Genomic DNA, 23,086 nt, shown 5'->3' with positions numbered 1-23,086 from the left:
CAATACGGATACGACGCTTATCCTCGACTCGATCAGGCAAGCCCGCTCGCCGGTGTGTCGAAGCGGGCGATCAGACGCAGGCGCGATTCGATGAAATCCTGCCGGCAACGAAAGCGCATGAGCTTGCCGCTGCTGGTGCGGGCGAGTGATCCGGGGCGCACGAAACCCAATGCGTCGATGGCGATCTCGTGGCACCGGTACACGTGGCTGCGAATCCGCTCGGCCAGCGACGCCGGCTCGTCCGCGTGTGCGCCGTGGCGTAGCTCCGCGAGCACGACCACGCCTTCGCCGTCGGCCTTTTGCAGCGCAAACGCGGCGACCGCGTCGAGCCGCGGCGCCAGCAGCGCGTGCACCGTGTGCTCGATGTCCTGCGGATGGAGCTTGCGCCCGCGCAGGATGATGAGATCCTTGCGCCGCCCCGTCACATACAAGTCGCCGTCCAGCAGCAAGCCCAGATCGCCGGTGCAAAGCCAGCGCGCCGTGATGCCGTCGATCTCGGCCAGGCGAAAAGTGTCGGCATCGCGCTCGCGCTTCCAGTAACCGGGCGCCACCGCCGGGCCGCTCACCCAGATCTCGCCGCTGGCACCCTCGGGCAGCGCGCGCGCAGTGGACGGGTCGACGATCGCGATGCGGGTGCCGGGCTGCGGCCTGCCGCAGGCCACCAGCGCAGCTCCGTCGGGCGCCGCGACGAAGTGCCCGGATTCGAGGCCGTGGCGCTGGGCGCGGCGAACCCGCGGACGCGGCGCGGCTGGATCGGATGCGCTGACCAGCAACGTCGCTTCCGCCAGGCCGTACACCGGGCGCAGCGCTCGGGCGCGAAACCCGCAGCGCTCGAAACGTGCGGCGAAACGCTCCAGCGTATCCGCCTGCACTGGCTCGGCACCGCAATAGGCCACCTTCCAGCACTGCAGATCGAGCCCGGCCAGATCGTCGTCGGTTACGCGCCGAACGCAGGCGTCGAAAGCGAAGTTGGGTCCGCCGCTCACGCTCGCGCCATGGCGCGAGATCGCGCGCAGCCAGCGCACCGGCCGCTGCAGGAACGCAGCGTGCGGCATGAGCCAGGTCGAATAGCCACCGTAGAGCGGCTGCAGCAGGCCCTCGATGAGGCCCATGTCGTGGTAGCTCGGCAGCCACGAGACGCCCCGACTGTCGGCGTCATTGCCCTCGGCGGCGTGAATGGCGGCGAGGTTCTCCATGACGTTGGCGTGCGTGACTTGCACCCCGCGCGGGCTGCTGGTGGAGCCGGAGGTGTATTGGAGGAAGGCGAGCGCTCCCGCGGCGATTCGATGGATGCCGTTGCGCTGGCTTGCGCCAAGACCCTCACCCCCAACCCCTGACCAGGAACTTGCCCGCTCGGGCACACGAAGCCCCCCTCTCCCCCCGGGAGAGGGGGTGGGGGTGAGGGAAAAGCGTTGGGCCGCGCCACCAAGCGTCGAAGCGCACGCCATCGCCTCGTCGCGCGCTTCCTGGATCGACCCGCGATCGGTGGCGATGATCGCCATGCCGGCCAGGTCGCGCGCCGAAGCGGCCCATTGGCCGATCGCGTGGGTCGTGAGCAACTGGCGCGCGCCACAATCGGCCGCGATCGCGGCCAGACGTTCGTTATCGCGGCGCGGGTGCGGCGGACCAACGGGCACGGCGACCACCCCGGCCTCGAGGCAGGCAAAGAAAGCGACAATGAACTCGAGCCCGGGCGGATACGCGAGCAGCACGTTACTGCCCGCCTCGATGCGCCCAAGCAATGCGCGCGCGAGCGCCTTTGCGCTGCCAGCGAGCTCGTCGAAACTCAGCGCCTCCGCTTCGTTCTCGCCGTCGGGGAGGAAAGTGTAGAGCCGCTTGCAGCCGAACCGGTTTGCCTGCGCGTGCAGCAGGGCCACGAGGTCCTCGGGTCCGTTCGCCGCGCACGAAGCTGCACGACTCGTGCGCTCCGTCGTAGCGTGCGCGTCGAGCACGCGATCGGCGCGCGGGGGATGTGTGCTCATTCCCAACCCGTCCCGACGAGCTCGGCGTGCCAGCGCACGTAATGCGCGCGCATGGCGTCGCGATGGGCTTCGACATCCTCGACCCGCCACCGGCTGGTATCGATCGGCGCGCCGACGAAGACGTCGACCCTGCCTGAGCGCGCGGCCAGGCCCTTGCCCGGATCGATGTCGCGCGGAATGCGGATGAAGAGCGGCACGATCGGCGCGCGCAGGTCGGCGGCGAGATGGAAGGCGCCCTTGTTGAAATGTCCGATGCGCCCGGTGGTGACGCGTTCGCCCTCGGGACTGAGGTATACCGATTCGCCGCTCGCGCGCAGGGTCGCTGCCGCGCGCCGGAAGATGCGCCTGCGCTCGTGCGGACGCTCCTGCGGCACCGTCCAGAAGATGCCGGTGAGATAGCCGATGAGGCCCAGCGGCAGCAGCTTTCGCAGGAAGCCCGAGAGGAAGAAGCGCGCATTGGGCAATCCCAGCGCCACCAGCACGAACACGTCGATGGTGGAGGTATGGTTGGAGACGTACACCACCTGTCCGGCGGGATACGACGCCTCGCGGTGCACGACGAAGCGCACACCGAAGATCGCGAGCACGATGCGCCCAAGCGTTGCCGCCAGGCACTCGCTATAGAAGCGGCGCAGCTGAAAACCGGTGACCAGCGCGACCAGCAGCATGACGAGCGCTCCGACGGTCATGACCATGAGGCTCGCGCCCACCTGCGCGCAGTAGCGCACGCGCGCGCCGAGATCGCGCTCGTTCGCCGTAACCGCCGCGGTGCTCATGGTGCGCCCCGCGTGCCGACGACGACGGTCTGCATCGCCAGGTTCAGACGCTTCTCGAACAGGAGCAGCGGTGCCAGCAGCGCCTCGCCTGCGAAGTAGGGACCAACCGCCCGGCCGAGATCGAGGCCGCGCCCGCGCAGCAGCTTGAAGGCGACGCCGGCGAAGAGATAGAAGTACGCCGGGAATGCGCCCCACGGCAGCCATTCGATCACTTCGAGCCCGGCGCGCTCGACCATGGCGAGCAGCGTGTCGCGACTGTAGAGCACGGTGTGCTGCGGCGCCTGCAGGCCAGGCCAGCGGTTGCCGAACAAGCGGAAGCTCATGCTATCCAGGCGCGGCACTTCGATCACCATGCGCCCGTGCGGTGCCAGCCAAGCGCGCGCCTGCGCGAGCGTGGCTTGCGGCTCGTAATCGTGTTCCAGAAAGTGCCACAGCGTGATCAGGTCGAAGCGGCGATCGAAACGCTGCTCGTGCGGCCGGCCGCAATGGAACTCGATCGCGCTCATCCAGGGAAGATCCGACAAGTCCTTGAAGTCGACGCCGGTCGCATGCGCCCCGGTCGTTGCTCCTAGCTTGGCGAGAAAAGTGCCGGCGCCGCAGCCCAGGTCGAGCACGCGGCTGGATGCGTTCAACGCCAGGTAGCGCTCAACCAGGGCGAGCTTGCGCCGGTCGTGCCGGTCCATCGCCCAGCGGTACAGCGGAGTGAACGGACCGAAATCGCTTTTCTTGCGGTGCGCGATGTACTCGTCGTCGTACCAGTCGGCGATCCGCTCGGCCGAGATGCGCGGATTCTGATAGACCAGCGCGCAATCATCGCAGCGCACGAAGCGGAAGCGTCCGGGCTTGCCGGTGAGATCGTCCTGCGCATCGATGAAGTGCGTCGCTCGCGTCGAGCCACAGGCGTAACAGACGACAGGCTCGGTCGCGGCCGCGCCAGCGTAGGCGCCGGCCGCGACGCCGGTCGCCGGCGCGGGCCGCGACGAGGCTTGCGCGCGCTCGAATGCGAGCGTGCCGGTGCGCGCGGTGCCCGGCAGATTGGATTGCGAGCTCATGCCTCGACTCCCAGGTGAATCACGAAAAGCGCCGCGGCGGCGCACACGAACGGCAGGTAGCGGGCCGGGCTTGCTGGCGAGCTTGCGGTAAATGCCTCACGGCTCGCTCCCTCACCCCCAACCCCTCTCCCGGAGGGAGAGGGGAGCAGATGCGTGCACCGCGCGATCGCCATGAGCGCCAGGCATAGCGCCCCGCTCCCGATGGCGGCGATGCCCGGGCGCAGCAGCATCGGCGCGACGGCGATTGCGAGCGTATGCGCAGCGAACGCGATCGGCTCGGCGGGCGTGCGCGCCAAGCCCGAGTCCAGCAGCTCGAACGCGCACATCGCGGCGTACACGATGAGCGCCGCGGCCATCGTTGCGGTCCCGAGCGGGGACGCAGCCAGCAGCAGGACGAATGCCGGGTACTTGAGCAGCAGGACATTCGCGTGCACGCGGCCGCGCGCGCGATGCCCGCGATACCACAACGCGAGCGCCCCGAACAGCGCCGCGGCCCCGAGCCCGTGCGGCCAGCCGCGAAGCGCCGCCAGGGCAATCATGTTCGCCGCCGCCAGAACGACGGCGGCATGCACGAACGGACCGGACGCCACGCCGGCGGCAAGCAAGCGCTGCGGATGCGTGCTGCGATCGCTGTTGCGGTCGACGAGGTCGTCCCACAGGCGGCACTGCGCGACCAGGCTCAGCGCGAGCACAACCAGAGCCAGTCCGCGTGCGCTCGCAAGCGCGCTGCCGCAAGCTGCCCAGGCGATCAGGACCGCCAGGGGCGCGAAGCGCGCGAGCGGCAGGCGCTGCGCGCGCCACGCGCCGATCGATTCAAGTGAGGACGTGAACATCGCCTTGATCCGCGTCGACCCGCACCGTGGCGCCGTCGGCAATGCGCCCGGTCGCGCCGGCGATGCCGACGATCGTCGGGATGCCGAATTCGCGTGCGAGGATCGCACCGTGAGAAAGCATCCCGCCGCGCTCGAGCACCAGCGCGCCGATGTGCACGAAAGCGGGCGCCCAACCGGGATCGGTCTGGCGCGTGACCAGAATGTCGCCCGAGGTCAACTCGCGGGTCTGGGACACGTCGGTCAACACGCGGGCGCGCCCGGTCGCCACGCCGCCGCAGACGCTGGTACCACGAAGGCGCGAGGTCGTGTCGAGCGCCATCGGCTGCGCGCCGGCGAAGCTCGGATACTTGCCTTCTTCCGCGACGAACGTATCCGGCGGCGACAGTGCATCGAAACGCGCATGGGCAGCGCGACGCAGCGCCACCAGGCGAGCCGTCTCGCCGGGAAACATGGCACTGCCGCTCATCAGCTCGTCAAGCTCGGGTGCGGTCAGGAAGAATACGTCGTCACGCGCCGCCAGTGTTCCGGCGCGGGCATGACGTGTTCCGATCTCGAGCGCGATGCGGCGCAGGCGGTTGTAGAGCAGCGCCTGCTTCAGCCGCGCCCGCTCCCGTAGCGCAATGGCGGCATGAGTCGCGGCGATGAGCGGCGGCACGACGGTTGCGCGATTCGGCCAGGGCAGCCAGCGCAGGTAACGTTGGCGCGATGCCTGCGCGAGCACGCGCCGGGTCGCGGCCGCGCGTTCGGTCCGTTGCCGCGCAAGCCGCGTCTGCGGCGACGCCTCGCTTTCGCGCGCATAGCTGCGCACGATCTCCAGCAACGCCTCGGGGCGCTCCTGGAAGCTCGCGGTCGTCAGCATCAGCTCTCCGGAGCAGCGGAAGCCCCAATGCTCCAGGTAGTCGTGGAACTGCTGCTGGAATTCTGCGCAGCGCGGATCGTTCTCGATGCGCTCGGCGATGCGCTGCGCGGGCTTGGCCGCGAACAACGCCGCCAGGTGCGCGTCGCTTCGCACCGCGTGCGCCAGCGCCCACAACGCGTTCACCGGCTCGGCGCTCTTGAGCCCCGTGAGGCCCTTCAGCAGGTCGTTGTGCAGGCTCGTTGGGTCGCCGCCCTGCGGATCGGCGTGCGCGACCGCCGCCTTGAGCGCGCCGTAGCACACCATGGCGGCCGCATCGCACAGGGCGGCATCGGTCCAGCGCTCTAGACGGATCTGCATGAAGCCACGCAGCAGATCGCGCAACGCCATCGCATCCAGGGACCCCAGGCTTTGCGGCGCCGAGCGAGCCGCGAACGCGTCAACGCGCTTTTCGAAGCGCTCGATGCGCCGGCCGATGCGTACATACTGCCACGCCGTTTTTGCGCCGATCCGGGCGAGCTCGAAGGCGTCGCGCAGGCCGCGCACGAACCCGGCCCTGGGTCCCGGCCCGCTCGGTTGCGGCGCGAATGCGCCGGTGAAATCGTCGAACCACGCGACCAGACGCTCGCCGAGCGGCACTTGGCGCAGGACCGAATGAATCGCCGTGAGGTTGTAGTACAAGCGGCCGGCGTGCACGCCTACGATCGCGCGCAGGTCCGCGGCCATGCCGTCCAGGCGCCAGCGGGCGATGCCGAACGCCCGCCCCAAGTTGCTGAAGTACGCGCTGTAGCCGGGCGCGACCACCGAGTAGAGCAAGGGCGAGATCGGCGCCGGGAAGTTCTCGTTGACGTTGGCGTTCGACCATACGATGCGTTGCGGTTGCGGTTGCGGCGCCGCGACCGTGATCGGCCGCGATTGGACCAGCCACAGGCGTCCCGCATGATCGAGCGCCCATTCGATGTCCTGCGGCGCATCGAACAGCCGTTCGGCCGCAGCCGCGGCCGCAGCGAGCGCTTCGATCTGCTCGCGCGGCGGCTGCTCGGCCTGCGGCAGCTCGTCGTCGCGGCTGAATTCGAAACTCGCGCGATCGATGCGCAGCCGCGCCGGCACGATCGCTCCGGCGACCAGGCGCTCCGCGAGCCCCGTGCAGTATTCGCACAGCATCTCGTGCGCCGAATCGCGGCCGGGACTGCGCGTGAACAGCACCCCCGCGTAACGCGCGTCGACCTGGCGTTGCACGATCACCGCGATGCCGGCAAGCAGCTGGCCGTGCGTGCGCGCGTAGGCCGCCACACGCGCCGACCAGCGCGAAGCCCACACGCGCTTGAGCGCCACCTCGAGCCCCGTCGCCGGGTCGACGTCGAGCACCGAATCCAGCAGCCCGGCATAGGACGCCTCGCCCGTATCCTCGCCCACCGCGGAGCTGCGCACGGCGAGCGGGCCGGAAGAGCCCAGCGCGGCTCGCACCCGAGCCAGCAGCTCGCGCGTCTCGGCGGGCAAGGGGGTCTGCGAAAACAGAAGACGCACCGACTGCTCCAGCTCCTGCGCACCATCGAAGCTTTCGCCGGCCTGCTTCTGCAGCAGCTCGATCTCGCGCTCGAGCCCGGTGGCGCGCAGGAAGTCGTGCAGCGCGTGCACGCTGATCACCAGGCCTGAGGGAACCGGCAACCCGGCCCGCATGAGCCGGCCCAGGTTGACCGCCTTCGCCCCGCACAGGGTCACTTCGGCCGCGCGTTCCAGCGACAGCCAGCGATCTTGGGACAGCGAGCGATCTTCCGGCGGCGAGCGATCTTCCGGCGGCGAGCGATCCTGCGGCGCCCCGCGCGCATCGGCGCAGGCATGTCGGAAAGCATCCCGGAGCGCGGCCGCGGTCATGCCAGCCGCGCCTTCACGCCGATTGCGAACAAGGCCGCGCTGAATGCCAGGTGCACCACCGGTCCGAACAGGGCGACCAGCACGGCCGTCTGCCACGGCAGCGGCGCGACCAGGGTCAATCCCAACAGCATGGCGGCGGTCGAGTCGATGCGATCGAGCGCAAGACAGAGCCAGCGCGCGCCGCCCGTCGTCGGCACGGCGCCTGGCGCGATGCCCCGCCTGCGCTTGTAGAACGAGTTCGGCAGCTCGCCCGCCATGAAGCAGAATCCCGCCCACACGCCGAGCGCGAACAACGCCGGCGCATCCCAGGACCACAAGCCGCAGGCAAGCCATGACGGCAGTGCATCGCGCATGGCTCCGAGCAATGCGAACGCCGCGCCGGCCGCGAGCGGCAGCATGACGAGTCCCCGCACGGTCTTGTGATCGCCGAGCAGGCGCCGGCCTCGCCACGTGAGGCCGGCGTCGAGCGGCACGCGCAGCGCAGCCGACCAGCGACACCGCATCCACCAGGCGTGCGCGATACCGGCCGTGCTCATCGCAATCACGATCACGCCCGCGCATGCAACCGGATCTGGCGCCGGTGCGTTCATGGGGCAAGCCTCATAGCGTGAAGCCGGTGCTGTCCCGGCTCTGGAACAGGAACACCGATCCCCGCATGCGCTTGACCGCCCTGAGCCAGGTCCACCAATGGACCTCGTTCGGCGCGGCGCAGGCGATTCGCCCGAGCCGGTACCCCGGTACGGCGGGGAAGCGGTGGTGCAGCTCGTGGGCGTTGAAGTTGATCAGCACGCCGTGCGCGAACCAGCACGGAAACGCGAGTGAGCGGGTATGGCGCAGCTGCGCACCGGGATCGAGCGGCGCCACCCGGCGCCCGCCGCTCAAGCGCTGCGGCAGGTGCGTGTGCTGGCTCAGCAGCAGCGGGTCCTGCAGCGCGAAGCTCAGCACGCCTGCCAGGGCGAACAGGCGCAAGAACTGCTCCAGCCCGAGCAGCCAGCACAGGAGCGCATACGCCGCAGTCAGCGCCGCGATGTTCGCCTGCATGGCCCGGCGCTGATCGGGCGCCGTGAAGAGGGCGCGCAGGCGCCGCAGGTGCCAGTAGTTGCCCCAGCGATAGATGAGCGAGAACAGCGGCAACCACAGCCGCCAGGCGAGATCCACCGCTGCGATCTCGGCCCTGCCGCGTGCACGCGGCGCCAGCGCCGCGGTCGTCGGGTCCCGGTCCTGCCAGCCGGTCCAGAGGTGATGCAGGCCGTGCACGCGCCGCCAGCAAGCGAACGGAACCAGCGCCATGAACCCGGCCAGATGACCGGCGGCGACGTTCAGGCCGCGCGAGCGAAAAAGACTTTTGTGCCCCGCTTCGTGCAGCAGGACGAACCACTGCAGCAGGGCGAGCGCAAGCAGGGCCTGACCGGCAAACCATGCGACAGGCGAGGGGCGGCTCGAGAGCCAGAGCGAGAGCAGCGTCGCGGTGGCTGCGCCGAGCAAGTAGGCGCCACCGACGCGGTCGCTGGGCGCGAGCGCTGCCTCGTCGCCACGTAGCGCGGCGCTTGCGAGCGCAGCCTGACTTGCGCGAGTTGCAGCCGTCATGTACGCGTCCTCGAAGAGAAAGACCCGCGATGCCGCTGGCATCGCGACGTAGCGCTCTGTGCTCTGTGCTCTGTGCTCTGTGCTCTGTGCTCTGTGCTCTGTGCTCTGTGCTCTGTGCAGTGCCGTCTCGGTCGAACCCGAAACCGGCATGGCCTGGCGCGCAGTATCGTCCGCCGAAGCATCGCTATGCAATACTTTTTTTTATGGTATCGTTTTCCGCTACCCATCCGCTCGGATCTTCGTCTTCGTCGGAGCGCGTTGCCGGAGCCACTATCCGAACATGACCGGTGTCGCCGAGATCACCGCTGCGCTCAAGCGCTGCCTCAAGTCGCGCGGGATGACCTATGCGCGCCTGGCCGCGGCGCTCGGGCTGAGCGAGGCGAGCGTGAAGCGGCTCTTCTCCGGCGGCGGCTTCACGCTCAGGCGGGTCGAGCAGATCTGCCGAGTCCTCGATATCGATCTGTTCGAGCTGGCGCGCCTCGCGCGCAGCGACGCGGCCGCCGTGACCGAGCTCACGGCTTCGCAGGAGCAGGCGCTCGCCGCGGATCACAAGCTGCTGCTCGTGTTCCATCTCGCGCTGGGCGGCTGGCGCGTCGACCAGATCGTCGCGCAATACAGCGTCTCGCGTGCCGAATGCCTGAAGCTGCTGCTCGCGCTGGACGCTCTGCGGCTCATCGACCTCAAGCCCGGCAACGAGGTGCGCCTGCGCACCGCACGCCACGTCAATTGGCGCCGCGACGGGCCGATTCGGCGCGCCTATCAGGAGAAAGTGCTGGACGAATTCTTCGCGACCGCCTTCGGCGGCCCCGGCGAGACGCTGCGCTTCGAGGCGAAAGAGCTCTCGGCCGCCTCGCGCGAGGTCGTGCGCCGCAAGCTCGAGCGCCTGGTGCGCGAGTTCAACGAGTTGGCGGAGGTCGATGCCGCGCTCGAGCCTTCCGAGCGCGACAGCGTGGGTCTTGTGATCGGTTTGCGTCCGTATGTGCTTTCGCTCTTTACGCGCATGCGGCGCGGGAAGCGCATTCGTTGACGCTCCGGAACGCCGAATCACTCGCTTTGTCCGTTTGGATTAGTTCATCGCTCGCGGTCTGCGGCAGCACCAGGACCTCGCGCTGAGAGCCAAAGCGCTCCTTTCGCTCGAAAGATGGGCATTCGACCTAATGCCTCCGGCGTATGGAGCGCGCCGGGCGCCAGGCCTATCGTTCCTCCACCCCGGTCGGCGGTGCCGATGCGATTCGCGCACGGCCCTCGATGCCGGCCGGCACCGTGACGAGGAGACTCGAGATGAAGCGCTTTTCCGCTCTGGCCGCAGCATTGCTCGCAATCGGATCGAGCCACGCGGCATTGCAACCGGGCGAGATCGCCTTCACGGCGTTCAACGCCGATGAAGACGGCTTCGCTGTCGTCGCCCTGCGCGATATCGCACCCTTCAGCGCCATCTATTTCACCGACAACGAGTGGAGCGGCGGCGCTCCGGGCGGCGGCGGTTTCAACACCGGCGAAGGTACGTATGCATGGGTCACGGGCGCGAGCGTAATTGCGGCCGGCGGGGTGGTGCGCTTCAGCGACATCGATGGCGCGGCGCGCGCTGCCTCGATCGGGGCGTTCGGCCAGGTGCTGAGCGGCCTGGCCGGATTCGCCGCAACCGGCGATACCCTTTTCGCCTACAGCGGCGATTCGGCAGCGCAACCCACCGCGTTGCTGGCCGCGATCTCGACCGACAACTTCAGCGGCAGCTCGCTTGCCGACAGCGGCCTCAGTCTCGGCGTCAATGCGCTGAGCGTGCAATCGGGCGCCGATTTCGCCGAATACAGCGGGGTTCGCAGCGGGCTTGCCGGCTTCGGCGCGTATGCGGCTCGCATCGCCGATTCGAACCAGTGGGTCTCGCATGCCAGCGGCGATTTCGCCGCGGCTGCGCCGAATCTGACGCCGTTTGCCGTGACTGCGGTGCCCGAGCCGCAAACCTATGCGCTGCTGGCCACGGGACTCGGGCTGATTGGCCTGCGGCTGCACCGGCGCCGGCAACGCCATGCGCTGTTGCCGCTGGCCTACTGAACGGCGCCAGGAGAGAGAGCCGCGCTCAGCCGTGGCCGACGAACGCCGCGCTCAGTCGCGGCCGACGAACGCCGCGCTTAGCCGCGGCCGACGAACGGCATCTTGGTCGCCATGATGGTCAGGAACTGGATGTTGGTGTCCAGCGGCAGGGCTGCCATGTACACCACGGCCTCGGCCACCCGCTTCACGTCCATCATGGCCTCTACCGCGACCGTGCCGTTCGCCTGCTTCACCCCCCGCGCCATGCGCGCGGCGAGCTCGGTCATGGCGTTGCCAACGTCGATCTGGCTGCAGGCGATATCGTATTTGCGCCCGTCCAGCGACAGCGTCTTGGTGAGCCCCGTGACGGCGTGCTTGGTGGCGGTGTAGGGCGCGGAATCCGGGCGCGGCGCGTGGGCCGAGATCGAGCCGTTGTTGATGATGCGCCCGCCGCGAGGGTTTTGGTCCTTCATGATCCGGAATGCCGCCTGCGCACACAGGAAGGAGCCGGTGAGATTGCAATCGACCACGGTCTGCCACTTCTCGTAGCTCAGATCCTCGAACGCAACGCCGGGTGCATTGGCGCCGGCATTGTTGAACAGCACGTCCACACGTCCGAAGCGCTCGACGGTCTTCTGGAAAAGGTTGGCGACTTGCTCGGGCCGCGCTACGTCGGTCGGCACCGCGAGTGTGCGCTCGGCGGCGCCGCCCAGAGCCAGGGTTTCAGCGAGTGCATCCTGGCGCCGGCCAGCCAGCGCAACGCAGTAGCCAGCCTCGAGCAATGCCAGCGCGCTTGCGCGCCCGATGCCCGATCCGGCGCCCGTGACCACCGCAACTTTCTTCGTTTCCATAGCTCCCCTCCGTGGTTGGGAGCATGGTAATCGGGAACGGGGATGGAGGGAAGAAGCGGCTCACCCTTCACCTTTCACGCTTCACTCGTAATTACACTTTGTCCCGTAGTCGGGAACGAAGCCGCGTCACGGCCTGCCCGTGCAGCTGACACACGCGCGATTCGGACACGCCCAGCACCTCGCCGATTTCGCGCAGGTTGAGCTCTTCCTGATAATAGAGCGCCATCACCTTCTGTTCGCGCTCGGGAAGGTCCTCGATCGCCTTGATGAGCGCGGCTCGCATGCGCTCGTCGAGCAGGCGCTCCAGCGGCTCCTCGGTCCAGTCGGCGAAATGCCGATCGAGTACGTCTTCGTCCTCGCCCGAGCGGAAGTCCTCGTAGTACACCAGCTGATGGCCGCGGGCGTCCTGCAGCATCTGCTGGTACTCGGGCAGCGGGACGCCGAGCGATTCCGCCAGCTCGGTTTCGTTCGGCGGCCGGCCGTTGGCCTGCTCCAGCCTGGCGATCGCGGTCTCGATCTTGCGCAGGTTCTTGCGCAGTCCTCGCGGCAGCCAGTCCGACTGGCGCAGGCTGTCGAGCATCGCGCCGCGGATGCGCTGCACCGCATAGGTCTCGAATTGCGCGCCCTGCGATTCCTGATAGCGCTTGGCGGCGTCGATCAGGCCCAGCATGCCCGACTGGATCATGTCGTCGACATGAACCGAGGGCGGAAGCGTGGCCATCATGTGATGCGCGATGCGCTTCACCAGCGGCGCGTACTTCACGACGCATTCGTCCGGGTCCATGAATCCATTGATGACATACTGCTTTGCGGATCGTGCGGCTTGGGCTTTCATCGAAGTCCTCGAATCGATTGCATCAGGTTCTTTCGGGTCATGGGGTCGGCTGCAGGCTCGCCGCCAGCAGCGCGGGCGCTTTGCGCCGCGCGCTGCGTGCCGCCGGGCGTACGCCTTTAGTCACAAACTCGGCCAGGCGGCGAAACGCGCGCGTGGCAGGTGCGTCGGGTTCGGTGTCCAGAACGCTCACGCCGTGCGCGGCCGCGCGTGCCAAGGCCTCGTCGGTGGGCACGAAACCGCACAGCTGCAGCTGGATATCGAGATAGCCTTGCGCGACCGCAGCCATGTTGCGGTAGATCAGGCGCGCTTCGTCCTCCGAGGCGACGCGGTTGACCAGCACGTGGAAGCGCGTCTGCATGCCCTGCACGCTCATGCGCTTGATGAGCGCATAGGCGTCGGTGATGGAGGCGGCCGCGCGAGAGAGCACGATCAGCACCTCGTGCGATTCGTGCTCGCCGGTCCATAGCAGCGAGCGGCCGCAGGCGCTATTCACCAGCACGCAATCGGGCAGCCGCGTACGACCGGGCAGCCGGGCCGGAATCGGGGTGGGCTCGAGCCCGCGCCCGCGCTGGGCGAGATCGAGCGGCCAGACGGCGAGGCCTTGCGTCGTCGTGACCTCGAGCGGCTGCGCCAGCGCGGCCGCCCATGCGCTTTGCGCATCGAGCCCGAGGTAGTCGAGCGCGCGCGCTTCGCTCGGATGGCGCACGGCCTCGACCAGCAGCGTGTCGCGTCCGGCTTGTGCCAAGGCGACAGCGAGATTGACCGCTACCGATGTGCGGCCCACGCCGTCGCGCCCGGCGACGATCTGGATCACGCGCGGGCGCCCGGGTGCGAACATGCGCCGCAGCCCGTGCGCCTGGTCGATTGAGCGATCAAGCAACATAGCCTCCCATGCGGGCAGCGAAGCCGCTCGCGGCATCGCGCTGCGGCTCCTGCCGCGCGGGGGCGAGCATCAGTGGATATTCCTCGTGCTCCAGCCCGAACACCGAGCCGCCGGCAGCGGCGCGCAGTGCGCGATGGATGAGGTACTGGCGGTTGGGGGTGTGCAGGTCTTCGGGTACGCGCTGGCCGTTGGCGACGAAATGCAATGCCAGGCGATTGCGCATGATCACGTCCAGAGATGCCCCGATCGCCTGCGCTTCGTCGATCTTGGTGAGGATGCAGCCGTCCAGGCTCGCTGGCTCGTAGCAGCGCACCACGTCTTCCAGCGTGTCACCGTTGCAGGTCGCGTTCAGCAGCAGCAGGCGCTTGACGTTGCCGCCGGAGCGCGTGAGCGCATGCACCTGCTCGGTTACGAGCTTGTCGCGCTGGCTCATGCCGACGGTATCGATCAGCACCATGTGCTTGCCGCGCAGCTCGGACAGCGTGCTCTTCAGCTCTTGCGCGTCGCGCACGATGCTGGTGGTCACACCGAGGATGCGCCCGTAGATGCGAAGCTGCTCGTGCGCGCCGATCCGGTAGGTGTCGGTCGTGAGCAGCGCCACGCGATCGGCGCCGTGGCGCACCACCCCGCGCGCGGCGAGCTTGGCCGTCGTGGTGGTCTTGCCCACACCGGTGGGGCCGACGATCGCATAGACGCCGCCGCGCTCGACGATGTCGTTGTCGGCTCCCGCCGTGACCAGGTTGCGATTCACTTCGGCCACCAGCCACTTCATGCCCTCGACCTCGTCCGAGCCGTCGGGCATCGGGTCGGTCAACCGGCGCGCCAGCTCCCCGCTGAAGCCGGCGGTGAGCAGCGCCTGCAGCGCCGCTACCTTGGCCGGATCGCGCCGCGAGAGCTCCGTCCAGGCGAGCCCCGACAGACGCTGTTCCAGCACGGCGCGCATGTTGCGCAGCTCCGCCACCATGTTGTGCACCAGCGCCTCGCTCAGCGCTTCCCTCGGCGGCGCAGGCGGGGCGGCCGCGATCATGGGTTGGGCCGGCTCCGCGCTGGTCGAAACCGCGGCGGGTGCTGCCTGACTCGGCGCGGCGGTGGTTTCGCGCCGGCGCGGCTCGGCCGTGGCGGCCGCAGGACTCGGACGCGCGGCGGCCGTTTCGCGCAGCGGCGCTGCCACGAGCGCCATCTCGGCACGGCTCGCCCCGACCAGCTCGCTGATCGAGGTTGCCGGCAGCGCGATCACCTCGAAACCGCCGGCGACCTTGGCGTTCGATACGATGAGCGCGTCCGGCCCGAGCGCATCGCGCACCAGCTTGAGCACCTCACGGGAATTCGCAGCGAAGAATTTGCGTGGTTTCATCATCGAGCTCCAAGCACGGCACTGACACGGATGCCCTTGCTATCGGGCACCTCGGAATGGGACAGCACGCGCAGCGTGGGCACGCTGCGACGCAGGAATCGGGACAGCAACAGGCGCAGCGCCGCCGGCACCAGCAGCACCGCCGACAGGCCGACGGCTTCCTGCTCCTCGGCGGCGCTCTTCGCCTGCTCGGCCAAGGTTTCGGCCAGGGCCGGCTCGATCGCGGCGGCATCGCCAGAGCCGACCGCCTGCATGAGCAGGCGCTCCAATGCCGGATCGAGCGCGATCACGCACATCTCCTGCGATCCGGGGAAGAGGTTTTGCACGATCGAGCGGCCGAGCGCGCCGCGCACCGCCGCGGTCAGCTCCGAGGGGTCCTGCGTGCGGCTGCAATGCTCGGCCAGCGCCTCGATGATCGAGCGCATGTCGCGCACGGGCACCGCTTCGTCGAGCAGGTTCTGCAGCACCTTCTGCAGCACCCCCAGCGGCACGGCCTTGGGTACGGTGTCTTCGACCAGCTTGGGCGAGTCCTTCGCCAGTCGCTCCACCAGGCCCTGGACTTCCTGGCGGCCGAGCAGCTCCGAGCCATGCTTCTGCATCAGATGATGCAGGTGGGTGGCGATCACGGTCGCGGCATCGACCACGGTATAGCCGTAGCCCTGCGCCGTTTCGCGCTGATTGGCTTCGATCCACACCGCCGGCAACGCGAACGCCGGGTCCTGAGTGCGTAAACCCTGCAGCTCGGCGCTGACCCGGCCCGGGTTGATCGCGAGGAACATCGTGGGATGGGCGTCGCTGCGCCCCAGCTCCACGCCCTTGAGCAGTATGCGGTAGGCATTGGGCCGCAGCTCGAGGTTGTCGCGGATGTGGACTGCGGGCGAGAGGAATCCGGCCTCCTGCGCGAACTTCTTGCGGATCGCCTTGATGCGCTTGAGCAGCTCCCCGTCCTGCGCGCGATCGACCATGGGAATCAGCCGGTAGCCGACCTCGAGCGCGAGCACGTCGACCGGCACGACGTCGTCCCAGCTCACGTCCGCCGCATCGGTCGAAGCGGCCGGCGTGTCGGATGCGACGGCAGCGGCCGCCGCTTCGGGTTCCGCGGGCTTGCGATTCTTCAGCATCCACGCCATGCCCGAGAGGGTCCCGGCCAGCACCAGGAAGGCGATGTTCGGCATCCCCGGGATGAGTCCCATGATGGCGAGAATGCCGGCGGTGAGCATGAGAGGCTGCGGGCTTCCCAGCATCTGCCCCACGAGCTGCTGGCCGATATTCTGATCGGTGCCGACGCGAGAGACGACGAGGCCCGCGGCGGTCGATATCACCAGCGCCGGGATCTGCGCGACCAGGCCGTCGCCGATCGTGAGCAACGTGTAGGTGCGTGCCGCGGTGGCGAGATCGAGATCGTGCTGCGCCACGCCGACGATCAGGCCGCCGATCACGTTGATGAGCAGGATCAGGATGCCGGCGACGGCGTCGCCGCGCACGAACTTGGAAGCGCCGTCCATCGACCCGAAGAACTCGGCTTCTTGCGAGATCGCCGCGCGCCGGTTACGCGCCTCGTCCTCGCCGATCAGTCCGGCGTTCAGATCGGCATCGATCGCCATCTGCTTGCCGGGCATCGCATCCAGGGTGAAGCGCGCGCTCACCTCGGCGATGCGGCCCGCGCCCTTGGTGATGACGACGAAGTTGATCACCACCATGATGATGAACACGGTAAGGCCGACGGTGTAGTTGCCGCCGACCAGGAAGTGGCCGAAGGCTTCGATCACCTTGCCGGCCGCGTCCGGTCCGGTGTGACCTTCCAGCAGCACGACCCGGGTCGAGGCGATGTTGAGCGACAGGCGCAGCAGTGTGGTGAGCAGCAGGACGGTGGGAAACACTGCGAACTCGAGCGGCTTGCGGGTGTTGACGCTCACCAGCAGCACCAGGATCGAGATCGCGATATTGAACGTGAACAGCACGTCGAGCAGGAACGGCGGCAGCGGCAGCACCATCATGGCGAGCACCATGACGATGAGCACCGGCCCGCCCAGGCCGAGCAGGTTCTTGCGGTCGAACACGGCGGGCATTGCGGCGGCGGCGGCCTGGCTCATGCGCGCACCTTCGCGGCAGGCGTGTCAGCGATCGGCTTCATCGTGTCTCTCGTGCGGTGGTCGCATGTTCCGGATCGAGCTCGACCGGAACGGCGATGCCTTCGGGCGCGACCGGCGCGGCGCCGCCGTGACTCGCTTGACGGCGCAGCTGGAACACCCAGGCGAGCACTTCCGCCACCGCGGCATACAGTGCAGCCGGAACCTCGTCGCCGATCTCGCTATGACGATAGAGTGCGCGCGCGAGCGGGGGCGCCTGCAGCACCGGCACGCGATGCTCTTCCGCCAGCTCGCGAATGCGTCCGGCGATGAGATGCATGCCCTTGGCGACCACGCGCGGCGCGCGCATGGCTTTGTCGTCGTAGCGCAGCGCGACGGCATAACGCGTCGGGTTCACCACCACCACGTCGGCGGTCGGCACCGCCGCCATCATGCGCTTGCGCGCCATCTCGCGCTGCTGGCTGCGGATAGCTGCCTTCACATGCGGATCGCCTTCCTGCTCCTTGGCTTCGCGGCGCAGGTCTTCGCGGCTCATCTTGAGCTTGGAGCGGTGGTGCCAGATCTGGAACGGGACATCGAGCGCGGCGATCACCGCGAGCGAGCCCACGACCGCGAGAAAGCACGATCCCACGATCCGTCCCCCATGCGCGAGCGCGGCCGGAAGCGGTTCGCTGGCGAGCCCCATGGTCGCATCGGTTTGCCCGAGCACGACCCAGACGGCCACGCCGAAGATCAGGATGACTTTTGCGATGGCCTTGGTGAGCTCGGCGAGGCCCGTGGCGGAAAAAATGTTGCCCAGTCCCTTCACCGGGTTCAGGCGAGCGAAATCGGGCGCGAGCGACTTGGAGGAAACAAGCCAGCCCGATAGCAGCATGGGCGCGACCAGCGCGACAACGAAAAGCACACCCAGTAGCGGTGCGATGGTGATGGCGGCCTCGATCGCCAAGGCCTGGAAGCGCTCGATCATTGCCGCAGGTTCGCCGATGTCGCCGGGCGCGATCGCAAGTCCCGAGCGCAGCAGACCGGAAAACGAGCCGCGCATCGCACCGGCGGACAGCCACAGCCCCATGCCGGCCGCGGCAAGCAGCATCAGCGTGTTGAGCTCGCGCGAGCGCGGCACCTGCCCTTCTTCCCGCGCCTGCTCGAGGCGGCGTTGTGAAGGGGCTTCTGTTCGTTCGAGATCGGATTCTTCGGCCATCCCGGCGCTCCTGGACGAACGCGATTATGGGATGGGGGGTCGAGCCCCAAAGGAGCGAGAAAGCGGGGGTTAAGCAGTCAAATGCCGCAACCAGGGTCGGCGGCGACCGACGAGGACTCGTCGGCGACGAAAGGCAGGAGCGCTAGAGCGGGCAGCGTACGGTAATAGTGCCATTCGCGTGCGGCGGCGAGCGCGATCTTGCGCACCCGTTCCCATGCCTGCGGCTGCGAGGTGCGCAGAAAGCGCTGCAGCTGGGCAAGATCGTCCTGGATCGGCGCGCACGGCCAGCCGGCGTGGCAATGGCGTGCGAGAACGCAGGCCAGACGGACGTTTACGACCCGCGGGTTGGGCGCGGCGGTGTCGTCGTTCAGTTCCGCGACCAGGCCGGGCACCTCGAGCCGCGCGAGGAGCTGCGCGCGCAGTTGGTCGGCTAGCGACGATTCGACATCGACCGGCAGTGCGCAAAGCACGAGCAGCAGGTGCGCGCTATCGTGCAGCAGCGCCGCCACCATGATTTCCTCCGGATCGATGTCATGGCGCTGCAGCGCCCAGTCGCGCGCGAACAGCGCGGCCAGCCGCGAGCGGCTCATGAGTGCCCGCACCTGCTCGAGCGCCGCACCGCTCAGGCGCTCCTCCAAAATGGGAAGCTGCTCGAACTCGCGGAAGAAGCGCGCCTGGCCGAGCATCATGATCGCGTGCGCGATGGTGGTGATATCGGCGGTCTGGCTGCGGGTGCGATGGCTGTAGAGAAAGCGCAGGACACGCAGGGTCATGAGCGGGTCGCGCAGGATCGCGGCGGCCAGCGCATTGCCCGAAACGCGCTCCTGTTCCGCGCGCAGGCTCGCGATCTCGTCCGCGGTCGCCCGCAATACCGGCACGCCGGCCGCCGCCTGCTGCAGCAGCATATCGACCCCTGGGTCGCAGTCAGCGGCTGGCGGCATGGTCGGCTCGGCGTTCACATGGTCCAGATGTAGAGCGTGTGGCGGGGCTTGGATCCGACCGCGATCACCCGATCGGCCGGCACGCCGGGCACGGCGAAGGCAAGGCTCACGAAGCGGCTGCCCGGGCGCATCTCGCGGCGCGCTTTCGCCCACAGCTGCGGCATCGGCGCCGGCGACAGGAATGCGTACACCACGTCGTAGCGCGACAGGTCCACCGCCATGAGGTCGCGCCGCTCGACCCGACAGCCCGAGCGCGCGCCGCGCAGGCGGCTCACCAGATAGGGCAGCAGCGCAAGCTCCACGCCGTGGCAATCGCACTCGGGGCGCAGTCGCTTGAGCGCCGTGATCACGCTGCCCAGCCCGCAACCGAGATCGACGATCTTGAGGCTGCGCGCAGGATCGACCAGCTCGCAGAGCGCAGAGCGCACTTTGCGCGCGGTGAGGAACAGGGGCACTTGCGTTCGAAAGGTCGCACCGAACGCGGCCAGCAGCAGCACGAACGCCCCCGCCCACCACGCGGGCGAGAGTGCGAGCGCGTGCGTCCAGACCGCCGCCGGTGCGAACACGACGTGCAGCCCGATCCACCACGATGCGGCGCCGGCGAACAATGCGATGCGCATGGCGATCGCGCCCTGGACCACGGCCCACTGGGCCAGCGTCATGTCCATGCCGGCGAGCAGCGGCAACAGCGCGCAAGCGGCGGCGCCCGCCTGCGTGAGGCCCGCCTGCAGCGGCGCGCGCATGCGCTCAGGGCTTGGCTGGCTTGTCATCGAGGGCCTCGGCCGTGAGCTCGGAGGACTTGCCGATGCTGACATGACGCCCGGTTGCTTCGGCCTCCGCACGCTTGTTCATGACGATGATGCTGATGCGGCGGTTGACCGGGTTGTGCGGGTCCTCCGGATCGTACAGCACCGAGGAAGACAACCCCACCACGCGCGCGATCTTGCTCTCTTCGATGCCGCCGGCAAGCAGCTCGCGGCGCGATGCGTTGGCCCGGTCCGCCGACAGTTCCCAGTTCGAGTAGCCGCGCTGCCCGCCCGAATACGGGTGCGCATCGGTATGGCCCGATATGCTGATGCGGTTCGGCACCTCGTTCAGGACTTTGGCGATCTCGTGCAGGATCTCGCGCGTGTACGGCTGCAGCGTGGCGCTGCCGATCGCGAACATCGGCCGATTCTGCTCGTCGACGATCTGCACCCGCAGGCCGTCGATGGTGATATCGATCAGCAGCTGGTTCTTGAACGGCTTCAACGCGGGCAGGGTCTCGATCGAGGCCTGCAGGCGGCCCTTCAGCTCGCTGAGCTTGCGTTTCTCGATGCGCGCGAGCTCCTGCTGGGCGGCCTTCAGGTTGAAGCTGCGCCGGGGGGCGTCCATCTCGCCCTGCTTGATCTGGCCTTCGAGGCGCGTCAAGTCCTTGCCGCCGTTCTTGATCACGTGCGAGGCATCGCCGGCGCCGGAGCCGCCGGAGAAGGCCACCTGCAGCGGTGTTTGAAAGTAATCTGCGATCCCCTGCAGATCGCCCTTGGCGGTCGAGCCCAGCAGCCACATGAGCAGAAAGAACGCCATCATGGCGGTCACGAAGTCCGCGTAGGCGATCTTCCAGGCGCCACCATGGTGACCGGCCGCCTTCTTCTTGACGCGGCGGATGACTATGGGGCGCTGGCTATCGTCGAGGGCCATTGGTTATTCCTCCCACCCTTACCGCGCCTTCGACTGCTTCACATGCGCTTCCAGCTCGAGGAAGCTCGGACGCTCGGTGGAAAAGAGCACCTTGCGGCCGAACTCCACCGCAAGCGCCGGGGCGTAGCCGTTCAAGCTCGCGAGCAGCGTGACCTTGATGGTCTGCAGCATCTTGGTCGCTTCGTTGAGCTTCTGCTCGAGCACGCTCGCGAGCGGCCCGATGAAGCCATAGGCAAGCAGAATCCCGAGGAACGTTCCAACCAGCGCCGCGGCGATCAGCCTCCCCAGCTCGGCCGGGGGAATGCCGACCGATTCCATGGTATGCACCACGCCCATGACGGCTGCCACGATACCGAACGCGGGCAGTCCGTCGCCGAGCTTCTGCACGCAATGCACCGGCACTTCGCCCTCGTGATGGTGCGTTTCGATCTCGTTGTCCATCAGGTTTTCGATCTCGAACGCGTTCAGGTTGCCCGCCACCATGAGCCGCAGGTAATCGGTCATGAACTCGATGATGTGGTGATCGGCGACGATCCCCGGGTACTTGCCGAAGAGCGGGCTTTCCTCGGGCTTTTCGATGTCGCCCTCGATCGCCATCAGGCCTTCCTTGCGCACCTTGGCGAGAACGTCGTAGAGCAGCGCCATGAGCTCCATGTACATCGTCTTGGTGTACGCCGAGCTTTTCAATACGGACGGCAGCGCCTTGAGGGTGGCCTTGACCGCCTTGCTGGTGTTGCCGACGCAGAACGCGCCGAGCGCCGCTCCCCCGATCATGATCAGCTCCACCGGCTGGAACAGCGAAGCAATATGCCCGCCGGCCATGGCGAAGCCGCCGAACACCGACACGATCACAATCAAGTAGCCGACGATTACCAGCATCCGAGCATCCAGCGTGAAGCGCCGCGCGCCGCAGGGGCACCGGCCGGGTTGGAACGCGTATCCGGGAGAATTTACGGCCGAGCAAGCGTGAAGCTTTACGGGGTTCTGCGGTGTGACGTGGGGGGAGCCGCTGGCGCAGTGAAGAGTGAAAGTGAAGCGCGATGACGGAAAGCTGCAGGATTGGCCACCAAAACGGCAACGGGCGAAGCCCCTGGAGCCCCGCCCGTCGCATTGCTGCGGCTGAAAGGGGCACCCGCCCCTTTCACCCTTCACTATTCACTATTCACTATTCACTCGGTCCAGCGCAGAGGACGACGCTCATCCCCTTCACCCTTCACTTTTCATTCATTCACGCTTCACTCCAACCGTCACCGCTTCACTTTTCACTCATTCACGCCGCTGCCTGCTGCAGCAGGGCCATGCGCGCCTGATCGGCGGCCTTCTTGGTCTTGCCGGCCCGCGAAGGCACGCGGCAAAGCCCGCAGACGAAGTTGTTGTACAGATCGAGCGAATGCACCACGAACTGCCCGCCGCAGCGGGTGCAGGGGGCCGTTTGCAGCAGCTTCGCGTCGAAGAAGCGAACCAGGCTCCAGGCGCGCGTGAGCGAGAGCACCGGCTCGAGCTGGTGCGCCTGGCAATGTTCGAGGTAGAGCTTGAAGGCCTTCAGCGTCGCTTCGACGCCGCGGACGTCGGCATGGGCGTGAAGATACTTGAAGGTGTCGATGAACAACGACGCATGGATATTGGGCTGCCAGCTGATGAACCAGTCGGTCGAGAACGGCAGCATGCCCTTGGGCGGGGAGACGCCGCGCACTTCCTTGTAGAGCTTGAGCAACCGCTCGCGCGAGAGCGTGGTTTCGGCTTCCAGCAGCTGCAGCCGTGCGCCATGCTGAATGAGGTCGATCGCCAGCTGGGTCTGGCGCGCTTCGTTGACGAGACTCTTGCCGGCCATGATCGGGTTCCCCTTAGGCTGCAATCGGCTCGGCCTTCTGGCCGGCCATCAGTACGGCGGCGTGCGAAGACGCCATGATCTTGTCCTTGACGTAGCCGGAGAGCATGTCGCCCAGCACCCGGTTGTCGAAGCGGAACCGGCACAGCAGCATGTTGCCTGCGGCGATCTTGAGCATCTGCGCAGGCGTGAGCGCTTCGATCAGCTCGGCGGCGTCCTTGGCGATGCCGAGGCGGAACAACGCCGCGGCCTTGTCGTCCTTGATCATCCGTTGCGCCAGCAGCAGGTAGGTGAGGTTTGTTTCCCGGATCTCGTTCAGCAGTTGCGAATTATCCATTTGGGTCTCCGTCGTTCCTGGTTTGCGCTGCACCGAATTGCAACGGTTCGCAGTGTGCCGGTGGAAACAGGGCAGCTTAATCGGTCGTATTCCGAAA

Annotated in this window: 21 protein-coding genes; 2 read left to right on the top strand and 19 right to left on the bottom strand. The window is 67.8% G+C overall.

All coding sequences use genetic code 11. The features are described from left to right. Positions 1–32 precede the first annotated feature (32 nt). Genes GEV05_03865 through GEV05_03835 form a run of 7 tightly spaced genes read right to left on the bottom strand, consistent with a single transcriptional unit; the run spans position 33 to position 9,111 of the window. Positions 33–1,982 carry an AMP-binding protein gene (locus GEV05_03865; protein ID MPZ42536.1) on the bottom strand — a complete coding sequence of 650 codons (1,950 nt, stop codon included), beginning with the start codon at positions 1,980–1,982 and terminating at the stop codon, positions 33–35. Next, positions 1,979–2,962, bottom strand: a complete 984-nt coding sequence (locus tag GEV05_03860) for a hypothetical protein (GenBank protein ID MPZ42535.1) — start codon at positions 2,960–2,962, stop codon at positions 1,979–1,981. Before GEV05_03860 ends, GEV05_03865 begins: the two co-directional genes overlap by 4 nt. Then, positions 2,755–3,810, bottom strand: coding sequence for a methyltransferase domain-containing protein (locus GEV05_03855; GenBank protein MPZ42534.1), 1,056 nt, complete (start codon positions 3,808–3,810; stop codon positions 2,755–2,757). Before GEV05_03855 ends, GEV05_03860 begins: the two co-directional genes overlap by 208 nt. Continuing rightward, on the bottom strand, positions 3,807–4,643 hold the full coding sequence (locus GEV05_03850) for a hypothetical protein (protein MPZ42533.1): 837 nt from the start codon (positions 4,641–4,643) through the stop codon (positions 3,807–3,809). Before GEV05_03850 ends, GEV05_03855 begins: the two co-directional genes overlap by 4 nt. Beyond that, complete coding sequence (locus tag GEV05_03845; protein MPZ42532.1) at positions 4,624–7,374, bottom strand: hypothetical protein; 2,751 nt, start codon at positions 7,372–7,374, stop codon at positions 4,624–4,626. Before GEV05_03845 ends, GEV05_03850 begins: the two co-directional genes overlap by 20 nt. Next, positions 7,371–7,964 carry a CDP-archaeol synthase gene (locus GEV05_03840; protein MPZ42531.1) on the bottom strand — a complete coding sequence of 198 codons (594 nt, stop codon included), beginning with the start codon at positions 7,962–7,964 and terminating at the stop codon, positions 7,371–7,373. The genes GEV05_03845 and GEV05_03840 overlap by 4 nt, the downstream gene beginning before the upstream one ends. Positions 7,965–7,974: 10 nt before the next feature. After that, positions 7,975–9,111: a hypothetical protein gene (locus tag GEV05_03835; GenBank protein ID MPZ42530.1), complete on the bottom strand. Its 1,137-nt coding sequence runs from the start codon at positions 9,109–9,111 to the stop codon at positions 7,975–7,977. Between GEV05_03835 and GEV05_03830 the strand changes: the two genes are divergently transcribed. Next, positions 9,110–9,988, top strand: coding sequence for a helix-turn-helix domain-containing protein (locus GEV05_03830; protein ID MPZ42529.1), 879 nt, complete (start codon positions 9,110–9,112; stop codon positions 9,986–9,988). The two genes, GEV05_03835 and GEV05_03830, sit on opposite strands and share 2 nt — an antisense overlap. 254 nt (positions 9,989–10,242) lie before the next feature. Continuing rightward, the gene (locus tag GEV05_03825; GenBank protein ID MPZ42528.1) at positions 10,243–11,013 is read left to right on the top strand and encodes a PEP-CTERM sorting domain-containing protein; all 771 of its coding nucleotides are present in this window, start codon (positions 10,243–10,245) and stop codon (positions 11,011–11,013) included. A gap of 77 nt (positions 11,014–11,090) precedes the next feature. Here GEV05_03825 and GEV05_03820 read toward each other — a convergent pair whose 3' ends face one another. From GEV05_03820 to flhD, 12 genes are all read right to left on the bottom strand, one after another. Beyond that, positions 11,091–11,843: an SDR family NAD(P)-dependent oxidoreductase gene (locus GEV05_03820; protein ID MPZ42527.1), complete on the bottom strand. Its 753-nt coding sequence runs from the start codon at positions 11,841–11,843 to the stop codon at positions 11,091–11,093. 91 nt (positions 11,844–11,934) lie between these two features. Next, positions 11,935–12,678, bottom strand: a complete 744-nt coding sequence (locus GEV05_03815) for a FliA/WhiG family RNA polymerase sigma factor (GenBank protein ID MPZ42526.1) — start codon at positions 12,676–12,678, stop codon at positions 11,935–11,937. Between the two features lie 37 nt (positions 12,679–12,715). Next, positions 12,716–13,597 carry a hypothetical protein gene (locus GEV05_03810; GenBank protein ID MPZ42525.1) on the bottom strand — a complete coding sequence of 294 codons (882 nt, stop codon included), beginning with the start codon at positions 13,595–13,597 and terminating at the stop codon, positions 12,716–12,718. Further along, on the bottom strand, positions 13,551–14,915 hold the full coding sequence (gene flhF, locus GEV05_03805) for a flagellar biosynthesis protein FlhF (protein ID MPZ42524.1): 1,365 nt from the start codon (positions 14,913–14,915) through the stop codon (positions 13,551–13,553). Before flhF ends, GEV05_03810 begins: the two co-directional genes overlap by 47 nt. After that, on the bottom strand, positions 14,915–17,008 hold the full coding sequence (gene flhA, locus GEV05_03800; protein ID MPZ42523.1) for a flagellar biosynthesis protein FlhA: 2,094 nt from the start codon (positions 17,006–17,008) through the stop codon (positions 14,915–14,917). Before flhA ends, flhF begins: the two co-directional genes overlap by 1 nt. Positions 17,009–17,045: 37 nt before the next feature. Further along, complete coding sequence (gene flhB, locus GEV05_03795; protein ID MPZ42522.1) at positions 17,046–18,203, bottom strand: flagellar type III secretion system protein FlhB; 1,158 nt, start codon at positions 18,201–18,203, stop codon at positions 17,046–17,048. Between the two features lie 77 nt (positions 18,204–18,280). After that, entirely contained in the window at positions 18,281–19,144 is an 864-nt protein-coding gene (locus GEV05_03790; GenBank protein MPZ42521.1) for an HDOD domain-containing protein, read from the bottom strand. A gap of 14 nt (positions 19,145–19,158) precedes the next feature. After that, entirely contained in the window at positions 19,159–19,914 is a 756-nt protein-coding gene (locus tag GEV05_03785) for a class I SAM-dependent methyltransferase (protein ID MPZ42520.1), read from the bottom strand. After that, the gene (gene motB / locus GEV05_03780) at positions 19,892–20,824 is read right to left on the bottom strand and encodes a flagellar motor protein MotB (protein MPZ42519.1); all 933 of its coding nucleotides are present in this window, start codon (positions 20,822–20,824) and stop codon (positions 19,892–19,894) included. The genes GEV05_03785 and motB overlap by 23 nt, the downstream gene beginning before the upstream one ends. Positions 20,825–20,842: 18 nt before the next feature. Further along, the gene (gene motA, locus GEV05_03775) at positions 20,843–21,703 is read right to left on the bottom strand and encodes a flagellar motor stator protein MotA (protein MPZ42518.1); all 861 of its coding nucleotides are present in this window, start codon (positions 21,701–21,703) and stop codon (positions 20,843–20,845) included. 391 nt (positions 21,704–22,094) lie between these two features. Then, positions 22,095–22,655 (bottom strand): flagellar transcriptional regulator FlhC, encoded by a 561-nt coding sequence (gene flhC / locus GEV05_03770; GenBank protein ID MPZ42517.1) that lies wholly within the window; start codon positions 22,653–22,655, stop codon positions 22,095–22,097. Between the two features lie 13 nt (positions 22,656–22,668). Continuing rightward, positions 22,669–22,989 (bottom strand): flagellar transcriptional regulator FlhD, encoded by a 321-nt coding sequence (flhD, locus tag GEV05_03765; GenBank protein ID MPZ42516.1) that lies wholly within the window; start codon positions 22,987–22,989, stop codon positions 22,669–22,671. Between the last annotated feature and the right edge of the window lie 97 nt (positions 22,990–23,086).

It is taken from the genome of Betaproteobacteria bacterium, assembly GCA_009377585.1.
Lineage (GTDB): Bacteria > Pseudomonadota > Gammaproteobacteria > Burkholderiales > WYBJ01 > WYBJ01.
The sequence above is the reverse complement of the archived record's forward strand: the minus strand, read 5'-3'. Positions and strand labels throughout refer to the sequence as shown.